Origin of the sequence: Streptomyces sp. NPDC002870, assembly GCF_042888505.1 — a bacterium.
GTDB lineage: Bacteria > Actinomycetota > Actinomycetes > Streptomycetales > Streptomycetaceae > Streptomyces.
On the sequence record NZ_JBIAPW010000003.1, the window covers coordinates 1 to 4,521 of the forward strand.

General features: G+C 74.4%; 2 protein-coding genes. One reads left to right on the top strand and one right to left on the bottom strand.

Annotated features, from left to right (window positions below; translation table 11 throughout):
* On the bottom strand, nt 1-649 hold a 649-nt coding region (locus ACFYWY_RS04580), incomplete at its 3' end, for a transposase (RefSeq protein ID WP_389179622.1).
* Nucleotides 650-983: 334 nt separating this feature from the next.
* Between ACFYWY_RS04580 and ACFYWY_RS04585 the strand changes: the two genes are divergently transcribed.
* Complete coding sequence (locus ACFYWY_RS04585) at nt 984-4,415, top strand: ATP-binding protein (RefSeq protein WP_389179625.1); 3,432 nt, start codon at nt 984-986, stop codon at nt 4,413-4,415.
* The last annotated feature ends 106 nt before the right edge of the window (nt 4,416-4,521 follow it).

The window sequence follows — 4,521 nt, forward strand, 5'->3', positions numbered from 1 at the left end:
TCCGTTCGGCGTGTTCCTCGCGCCACTGTCCGCGGCTGTGCCGGATCAGCATGGCGGCCAGTCGTTTGCGGCCCAGCCGCTGGATGGCGTGGGGGTCGGCGCCGGTCTTCTCCAGCACGGCAAGAGCCGCTTTGGGGTAGGCGCCGGTGCCCAGGGCGTCGGCCCAGGCGGGACCGAGCAGTTCCAGCAGGGCGTCGAGCCGGTAGAAGGTGGCGGTGCGGCGTTCGACCAGCGTGCTGCGGCGGCGGACGGCTCGTCGCAGTGCGTTGGCGGGCCCGGTGTCCGACAGGTCCCGCAGCCCTTCGGGGTGCAGCAGCGGCAGCCGCGCCAGGACCCGGGAGTCGAGGCGGTCGTTCTTGGTGTGCTTGGAGTAGTAGTCGCGCAGGTCCGCCGACTGCTCCTGCGGCACCAGGACGACCTTGGCGCCGCGGTGCTGGAACCACGCGGCCAGCGGGGCCCAGGCGTTGCGGGTCGGCTCCATGATGACGACGACGTCGTCGGTGCCGGGCAGTCCGTCCCATAACCGTTCGAGGTTTTCGGGTGTGGTCGTGAAGCGCCGTCCGGAGAACTGGATCTCTCCGGTGGCGTCGGTGCAGGTGGCCCGGTGCGAGGCCCGGCAGGCCACATCGATTCCCAGGTGCAGTCTCAACAGGCTTCCCGTCTGGTGCAGCGGCAGGCTGACGCTTGTCCAGCCCCTCCACCACGACCGCGTGGCACGTGTTCCGCAGGGTTGTGCTGACCGGACATTCGGTAGCAGCGGTCCGCGCTCGCCGCGGCCACGAGTTCCCAACAGGGACGCACGTGCGTCGGGAGGTTCAACCAGCCGTCGATCAACGTTGAGAAGTCGCCTGCAAGCAGACGCTTCGGTCAGTGATCCAGCCGTGCCCGAAGAACCAGACCCGACGCACCCTACGCAGCCCCCGAAGATCCCGAAGGGCCATCTCCAAAGCTAAATGTCAGTGCCGCCTCCTATCGTTCTCGGCATGACCCCTGCACTCATCGGGCGCGACCACCCCGCAGGCGTCCTCCGGACGGAGATCGGCCGGGCGACGGACAGCCACGGGGGCCTGGTGCTGGTCACGGGCGAGGCCGGCATCGGCAAGACGTCGCTCGTCACCGACGCCGCCGACGAGGCGCGCCGCCGCGGTGCGCTGGTGCTCGGCGGATCCTGCTGGGACTCGGCGAGCGCGCCCGGGTACTGGCCCTGGGTCCAAGTGGTGCGCGGGCTGCGGCGCGGGGTGGACGACGACGAGTGGGCCGACGCCGAGAAGGCCGCGGGCGGGCGGCTCGCTGTGCTGCTCGGCGAGGCCCCGGGCGAGGGTGAGAGCGGCGAGAGCTTCCCGCTGTACGACGCGGTGACGACGGCCCTGGTCTCCGTCTCGCAGAAGCGGCCTCTCGTGGTCGTACTGGACGATCTGCACTGGGCGGACCCGGCTTCCCTCAAGCTCCTCGAATTCGCCGCGCAGCACGCCTGGTTCGAGCGGCTGCTGCTGATCGGGACGTACCGCGACGTCGAGGTGGAGGCCGCCGACCACCCGCTCCAGCAGCTCATCCTGCCGCTGGCCGCGCGGGCCGCGACGACCCTGACCCTGACCGGGCTGCAGCGCGACGAGGTGGGCGCGCTCATAGCGCTGACCGCGGGCGTCGAGCCTGAGCCCGGCCTCGTCGACGAGGTGCACCGGCGCACCGGCGGCAACCCCTTCTTCGTCGAGCAGACCGCCCGCATCTGGCACAGCGGCAGTCCCGTCACCACGGTCGCGCCGGGCGTGCGCGAGGCGGTGCGGCGACGGCTCGCGCTGTTGCCGGAGCCGGTGAGCGGGCTGCTGGTCACGGCGGCCGTGCTGGGCCGGGAGTTCCACCGACAGGTGCTCGCGGCCGCCGCGTCGGCTCCGGTGCCGCATGTGGACCGGCTCCTCGAGCGGGCGGTCGCGGCGCGGCTGGTGACGGCGCGGACGGGCGGCCGGTTCGCCTTCGCGCACGATCTCGTACGGGAGACGCTGTACGAGGCGCTGGAGGAGGCGCAGGCGCGGACTCGGCACGCCGATGTCGTCCGGGCCCTGGACGGGTCACCGGCGCTCAGCGAGAAGATCTTCCCCGCCGACCTGGCGCGGCACGCGTATCTGGCGGGCGAGGAGCTGGAGCGCGAGCGCCGGATGGAGCTGTTGCTCGCGGCCGCGCGGGACGCGTCCGGCAGGCTGGCCGGGGAGGAGGCCGCCGGCCACTACCGGCGGGCGATGGAGGCCGCGGACGACGATGCGCGCCGGGCCGCGCTGATCGCGCTCGACCTGGGCGTCGAGCTCCGCCACAACGGCGAGGACGACGAGGCGTGGCGGTCCTTCGACCGGGCCGTCGAGCTCGCCCGCGACCTGCGCGATGCCGAGCTGCTGGCCCGCGTCGCGATCACCCTCCACCAGAACGGTCACGCGCCGGGCGACCGGACCCGGGCTGCGGGGCTGCTGCGTGAGGCGCACCGGGCCCTGATCGGCGGCAGCGGCGAGGATCCGGCGGGGCTGTCCTCGGAGCGGATCGCGCAGGAACTGGCCGTGCGCACCACGGCGTTGGCGCGGCGCGGCGAGGACGACGATGCGCTCTCGTTCTCCCTGTGGGCGCGGCACGACTCGATCTGGGGCCTCGGGACCTCGGAAGAACGGCTCACGCTGACCGACGAGATGGCCACGGTCGCCCGGCGTACGCACAACCGCGACATGGAGCTGCACGCCACCGCGATGCGCTGGGTCACCCTCCTGGAGCGGGGCGACCCGCGCTACCTCGAACAGCTGCGCACCTTCGTGGCCCTCGCCGAACGGACGGCGCTGCGCCGCTACGAGCTGGGGATGGCCGTCGACCAGTCCCTCGTCGCCGCGCTGACCGGCCGGTTCACAGAGGCGGGCGACCATCTGTCGGAGGTGGCGGGGCTGCGGCACGAGCACTCCGCGTTCTCCTTCATGGTGTCGCACATGCAGTGGGCACTGTTCCTGATCCAGGGGCGCTTCGACGAGGCGGAGACGGTGGTCGCCGGGCTGGCGGAAGTGGGGCACCCGTATCCGCGGCTCCTTGAGGGCATCACGGCCGCCGAGCGCGGCGACAGCGGCCTCGCGCTGCGCCTCTCGGACGAGCTGGCGGCCGGGCCGGAGCCGATTCCGCGGGTGTTCGCACCGCTGTCGATGCGGCTGCGGGCCCAGGTGGCTGCGGCGTCGGGGGACGCGGTGCGGATCGAGGAGGCGGCGTCCGCGTTCGCGCCCTACGCCGGGCAGTGGGTCGTCTCGCTGTACGGCTGCGACATCGGCGGCCCTGTCGACCTCTGGCTGGGCGTGCTGGCGGCGGCGCGCGGCCACCGGGCCGAGGCGGTCGCCGCACTGACGTCGGCGTACGAATCGGCGGACCGGCTGCGGGCAAGGCCGTGGTCGGTGCGGGCGAGGGCGGCGCTGGTGGGGGTGCTGGGGGAGCGCGCGGAGAGGGAGGGGCGGGGGGAACTGCTTGCGCGGACACGGCGGGACGCGGTGGAGCTGGGGCTGACGCACTTGCTGGACGGGACGGAGGTGGGTCGCCGCTCTGGTGCACCCGCCGGCCCGGGGACCGGGGGCCCCGGTGCACCCACTCACCCCGGCACCGAGAGCCCCGTTGCACCCGCCCGCCCCGGCACCGAGGGCCCCGGTGCACCCGCTCACCCCGGGGCAGAGGCCCCCGGTGCACCCGCTCACCCCGGCGCCGAGGCCCCCGGTGCACCCACTCACCCCGGCGCCGAGGACTCCCGTACAGCCGAAGGCCCCGGCACCGAAGCCGTCGGCACCGGCAGTCCCGGCATGGGTCCCGAGCGTCAGGCCGCCCGCCCGGGCGGAAGCAGCCCCGCCGCACAACCCGCCGCCCCCCACGCCGAGTTCCGCCGGGACGGAGCCGTGTGGGCCCTCGCCTTCGCCGGGAGGATCGTCCATGTGCCCGATGCCAAGGGGCTGCGGGATCTGCACACCCTGCTCGGCCACCCCGGCGACGATCTGCCCGCCGTGGTTCTGCTCGATCCCGCGGGCGGTGAAGCCGTCGTCGCCGCGGCCCGGTTCGGTGCGGACCCGGTGCTCGACGAGGAGGCCAAGGCCCGCTACCGGCGGCGGCTCGAGCGGCTCGACGTGGAGATAGACCGCGCGGGCGAGCTGGGCGACGACCGCCGGGCCGCGGAGTTCGACCGCGAGCGGTCCGCGCTGCTCGACGAGTTGCGCACCGCCGCCGGGCTCGGCGGGCGCACCCGTCGGCTGGGGGACGAGGCCGAGCGGGCCCGTAAGACCGTCACCGCCCGGATCCGCGACACCCTGCGCAAGCTGGACGCCCTCCATCCCGAACTGGCCGCGCATCTGCGGGAGTCCGTCGGCACGGGCTCGTCCTGCTCCTACCGCCCGTCGCGCGGCGTCGACTGGCGGCTCTGACGCGGTGGGGGCGGGGGGCCCCCGCCCCCCCCCCCCCCCCCCCCCCCCCCCCCCCCCCCCCCCCCCCCCCCCCCCCCCGTGGGGGGTTGAGGCCCCAACACACCCC